Origin of the sequence: Henriciella marina, from assembly GCF_027213945.1 — a bacterium.
Classification (GTDB): Bacteria; Pseudomonadota; Alphaproteobacteria; order Caulobacterales; family Hyphomonadaceae; genus Henriciella; species Henriciella marina_A.
The window spans coordinates 1-3,770 of the sequence record NZ_JAPWGW010000014.1; the positions used below are offsets into that span (position 1 = coordinate 1).

General features: G+C 58.9%; 6 protein-coding genes. 3 read left to right on the forward strand and 3 right to left on the reverse strand.

Annotated elements, in window-relative coordinates; genetic code table 11:
• Nucleotides 1-126: 126 nt before the first annotated feature.
• The 3 genes from O4G74_RS15955 to O4G74_RS15965 are packed head-to-tail and all read left to right on the forward strand — an operon-like array spanning nucleotide 127 to nucleotide 2,236.
• A complete protein-coding gene (locus tag O4G74_RS15955) occupies nucleotides 127-429 on the forward strand; it encodes an FAD-dependent oxidoreductase (RefSeq protein WP_269403513.1) in 303 nt (100 codons plus the stop codon).
• Nucleotides 386-1,837, forward strand: a complete 1,452-nt coding sequence (merA, locus tag O4G74_RS15960) for a mercury(II) reductase (RefSeq protein ID WP_269403512.1) — start codon at nucleotides 386-388, stop codon at nucleotides 1,835-1,837. Before O4G74_RS15955 ends, merA begins: the two co-directional genes overlap by 44 nt.
• A 60-nt stretch (nucleotides 1,838-1,897) precedes the next feature.
• Nucleotides 1,898-2,236, forward strand: a complete 339-nt coding sequence (locus O4G74_RS15965; RefSeq protein ID WP_013301493.1) for a YnfA family protein — start codon at nucleotides 1,898-1,900, stop codon at nucleotides 2,234-2,236.
• A 70-nt stretch (nucleotides 2,237-2,306) separates the two neighbouring features.
• On the opposite strand, the gene O4G74_RS15970 is transcribed toward O4G74_RS15965, so the two are convergent.
• The 3 genes from O4G74_RS15970 to O4G74_RS15980 form a co-directional block, all read right to left on the reverse strand.
• On the reverse strand, nucleotides 2,307-2,870 hold the full coding sequence (locus O4G74_RS15970; protein WP_112063341.1) for a copper-binding protein: 564 nt from the start codon (nucleotides 2,868-2,870) through the stop codon (nucleotides 2,307-2,309).
• Nucleotides 2,851-3,351: a copper-binding protein gene (locus O4G74_RS15975; RefSeq protein ID WP_034813602.1), complete on the reverse strand. Its 501-nt coding sequence runs from the start codon at nucleotides 3,349-3,351 to the stop codon at nucleotides 2,851-2,853. Before O4G74_RS15975 ends, O4G74_RS15970 begins: the two co-directional genes overlap by 20 nt.
• 94 nt (nucleotides 3,352-3,445) lie before the next feature.
• The gene (locus O4G74_RS15980; protein WP_013301490.1) at nucleotides 3,446-3,661 is read right to left on the reverse strand and encodes a hypothetical protein; all 216 of its coding nucleotides are present in this window, start codon (nucleotides 3,659-3,661) and stop codon (nucleotides 3,446-3,448) included.
• Nucleotides 3,662-3,770: the final 109 nt, after the last annotated feature.

The window sequence follows — 3,770 nt, forward strand, 5'->3', positions numbered from 1 at the left end:
GCATACATCGTCAGATTTTCACACAAGGCTTTCACTTTGATGTCAAAATGGACTGACCGAAAACTGCTGATAACGGGTCTGGCCGGTACCGTCATTGCGACACCTTCTTGTTTTGCATCAATGAGCATGTGCCTCAGCCCCGGCCGGGTACCAAAAATGGACAGGCTGAACCTTGAAGCTGCCTGCGCCGAGTGCACTCGGCGGGGCATCCAGGTGAACACATCGATGCGTACGAGCGATCCCGCGGTCTTCGCCGCAGGCGAATGCGGCGAAAGCGGCCTCAACCTGATCCCGGCCACGCCTCCGACATCGGGTCGATGGTGTGATTTTGAATACTTGATCGAGGCCGCGTCGCCATGCCTGGTCACAAGCCAAGGAAGAAATAATGAATCAAACCGTAAAGACAGGCGATTGCTGCTCCGTCAATAAAAACGGCGACGACAGCTATGACCTCATCGTCATAGGTGCTGGCTCGGCCGGGTTTTCGGCTTCGATTAGCGCGGCCGAGGCCGGCAGGCGCGTGGCCATGGTTGGGCATGGCACCATCGGCGGCACCTGCGTCAATGTCGGCTGCGTGCCGTCCAAGGCGATGATACGGGCCGGTGAAGCGGTGCATGCTGGTACAGCGGCGGCACGGTTTCCGGGCATTGAGCCCTGTGCGCAGAGCGTGGACTGGTCGGCGGTCGTCAAGGGCACGGCCGATCTGGTCGACGAGATGCGCCAGAAAAAATACATCGACCTGCTGCCTTCCTATGAGAATGTCACCTATATCGAGGAAGGTGCCGCACGCCTGATCGAAGGTGGGATTGAGGTCGGCGGGCGGATCATCGCTGCACCGAAGGTTCTGATCGCCACCGGCTCGCGCCCTTTCTTGCCGGAAATTGACGGGATCGAGACCGTGGAGGCGCTGGATTCCTGGGACCTTCTCAGCCTGCCCGATCAGCCCGAAAGCATCCTGGTACTGGGCGGCGGCTATATTGGCTGTGAACTGGCGCAGATGGCGTCGCGGCTGGGCGTCAAGGTTACACTGGTCACGCGTTCTCGCCTTCTGCCCGGCGTGGAACCGGAAGTGGCCAAGGCGTTGACCGACGCGTTGAAGGCTGAGGGGGTCGCGGTCGAGACCGGCCTGTCCTACCGATCGGTGAGACGGAGTGACGGCGGCGTCACGCTGACAATCGAACGGGGTGGAAAGCCTGTGACCCTCTTCGCGCAGCGGCTTGTGGCCACCACAGGCCGGGTTGCCAATTCTGAAGACCTCGGCTTGCGCGAGTTCGGCATCGAGACCGATGCGCGCGGATCGATCAAGGTCGGAGCCGACATGGCCACAACACGGCCTGGCGTCTGGGCAGCGGGTGATGTCACCGATCGCGACCAGTTCGTCTACATGGCCGCTTATGGGGCCAAGGTGGCGGCCAACAATGCGCTCGGGCTTCAGGATTTGCGCTATGACAATGGGGCCATGCCCTGGGTCGTGTTCACCGATCCGCAGGTCGCCGGCGTCGGCCTTTCCGAGGTGCAGGCGAAGGCAGCCGGTCATGACGTCAAGGCCAGCGTGCTGACGCTGGACCACGTGGCACGCGCCGCCGCCGCCCGCGATACCCGCGGCGTCATCAAGCTGGTCGCGGATGCGAAGACCGACCGCCTCCTGGGCGGACAGATCGCGGCGCCCGAAGGGTCTGATGCGATTCAGACGCTGGCTATGGCGTTGAAGTTCGGCATGACGAGCAAGGCGCTTGGCGAGACAATTTTTCCATACCTGACAACTGTTGAAGGGTTAAAATTGGCGGCACAGACGTTCGACAAGGACGTGGCGAAGCTTTCATGCTGCGCAGGCTGAAACCAATTTTAACCGCAACGGGGCCTCGCCAGTCCAGCCAGATCAGGAAACGTCCCAGCCATGGATATTCGCGCGACGTTGTTGATCTATGCTGGCGCGGCAACCGCCGAAATTGCCGGTTGTTTTGCATTCTGGGCCTGGCTGCGGCTTGGAAAGTCCGCTTTCTGGCTGGTTCCGGGGATGATATCCCTTGTTGTATTCGCTTGGCTGCTGACACTGGTGGAAGCGTCTGCAGCCGGGCGCGCCTATGCCGCCTATGGTGGGGTTTACATAACTTCCTCGCTCATCTGGCTATGGACCATTGAGGGGATTCGTCCCGACCGCTGGGATCTGATAGGGGTTGTAACCTGTCTGATCGGGGCTGCGGTTATTCTTTTTGGTCCGCGCATGCCAGTTTGACACTATGGCGAAACGGGTCTTTATCGTCTTCCCTTTAGCTCGATCGGGGACAGTGCCGGAGTATGCCGCCTTACTGATCTGGAGGGTTGTGCGGATAGACTGTTTCTTGGTCCGGGCAGTCGCGGCCATTCGCGGGAATGCTGCAAATTTCCATGATGCGATGAGAACCGTCCCGGCCCCGTTTGACCTGGAAGATCACGTCATCGCCTTCAGAGAGGTCAGTCAGCTCAAGATCGCCCATTAAAGCGAAACTCATGGTCATCGCGCCCATGGCGATGCCTTCGAAAGGGCCATGGTCGATGGTGACCCGGCCGTCGTCGCGATCAAGGGATGTGATCCTGCCCGTGGCCCGTCCAGTATCGCCGGGCATAGCTTCATCTGCCTGTTCGAACGGTTCAGGCCTGGTCTGATCCGCAGGGCCGGATGCTGGCGGCGTTCGGCTTTCGGGGTCACTGCAGGCTGTCAGGGAAGCGGAACCTAACAAGAAGGCGGTAATCAGAATTCTTTGAGTCATTGGGATTTCCTGGTGAACTAATCGGGAGACGCAGGCATTCCGGCCGCGGAACGCGGCCGGAACCTGATTTACGAATTTTTTGCTTGAAACAGAGGACCGGCTAGTGATCGGTGTCGTCATGATCCTTGCCTGACATGCCGGACATGGATCCGTGTCCGGCCATGTTGCAGTCCATCATGCCTTTGCCTTTCATCATCGACATCATGGATAGTTTGAAAGCATCCGGATCGCCGCCGATCGGCATCATCATGGCGATATCATAATTGTCGCTGTCGTCCTGCTTGAGCATGAAATGGACGTTGTCGCCATTCTCGAATTTGTCGAGCGCAACCATTCCGCCGACCTCGAAGTCCATTGTCATTTCACCCCAGCCGATCTTCTTGATCGGATCGTGTGAAATATTGACGGTTCGGGCATCCAGATCGACGCCGTTAATGACGCCAAAGCCGGGCGCCATGTCGCCGCAGCAGCTCATGCCGGACATGTCCATGTCTTTCATGCTGTCCATTTTCATGCCGGCCTCCTGGGCGAGCGCCGGACCAATCAGGGCCAGTCCGAGGATTGCGCCTGTGACTGCTGTCTTTCTGACGAGGGTTTTCATCGTTTTCTTCCTTTTTGATTGTCAGGCGCGGCTTTCAACAGAGGCCCCCGATGCGCGCCGGGACGGGGGAATAGGGTGGATGGACACGGGACTATTATTTCGACCTCAGATATTTGATGAGGGCAGCGATCCCGAGCAGGAGGAGGAGCACAGCAAGCAGCATGAACACCGTGCCGAACAGGCCGCCACCCATCATGCCGCCGTCGATCATCATTCTGCCTGATGAGCGATCCTGCGCGGCCGCCGGCAGCATGGCGCTACTCAGAAGCAGTGGAAACAAAAGCGGAATTTTCAACAGGTGTCTGGTCATAATTTTTCTCCTTCGGGGGTGAATGAGCCGGCCCGGTTATCCGGTTCGGCCCGGGGTAAATCTGATGGAATCTGCAGCCCGACCCGGATGTAGTAGATGGCCGGGATCA

Coding starts and splice junctions, on each gene's coding strand:
- merA (WP_269403512.1), top strand. CDS start 386: ATGAATCAAACCGTAAAGACAGGCGATTGCTGCTCCGTCAATAAAAAC.
- O4G74_RS15980 (WP_013301490.1), bottom strand. CDS start 3,661: ATGACCAGACACCTGTTGAAAATTCCGCTTTTGTTTCCACTGCTTCTG.
- O4G74_RS15970 (WP_112063341.1), bottom strand. CDS start 2,870: ATGACGACACCGATCACTAGCCGGTCCTCTGTTTCAAGCAAAAAATTC.
- O4G74_RS15955 (WP_269403513.1), top strand. CDS start 127: ATGTGCCTCAGCCCCGGCCGGGTACCAAAAATGGACAGGCTGAACCTT.
- O4G74_RS15975 (WP_034813602.1), bottom strand. CDS start 3,351: ATGAAAACCCTCGTCAGAAAGACAGCAGTCACAGGCGCAATCCTCGGA.
- O4G74_RS15965 (WP_013301493.1), top strand. CDS start 1,898: ATGGATATTCGCGCGACGTTGTTGATCTATGCTGGCGCGGCAACCGCC.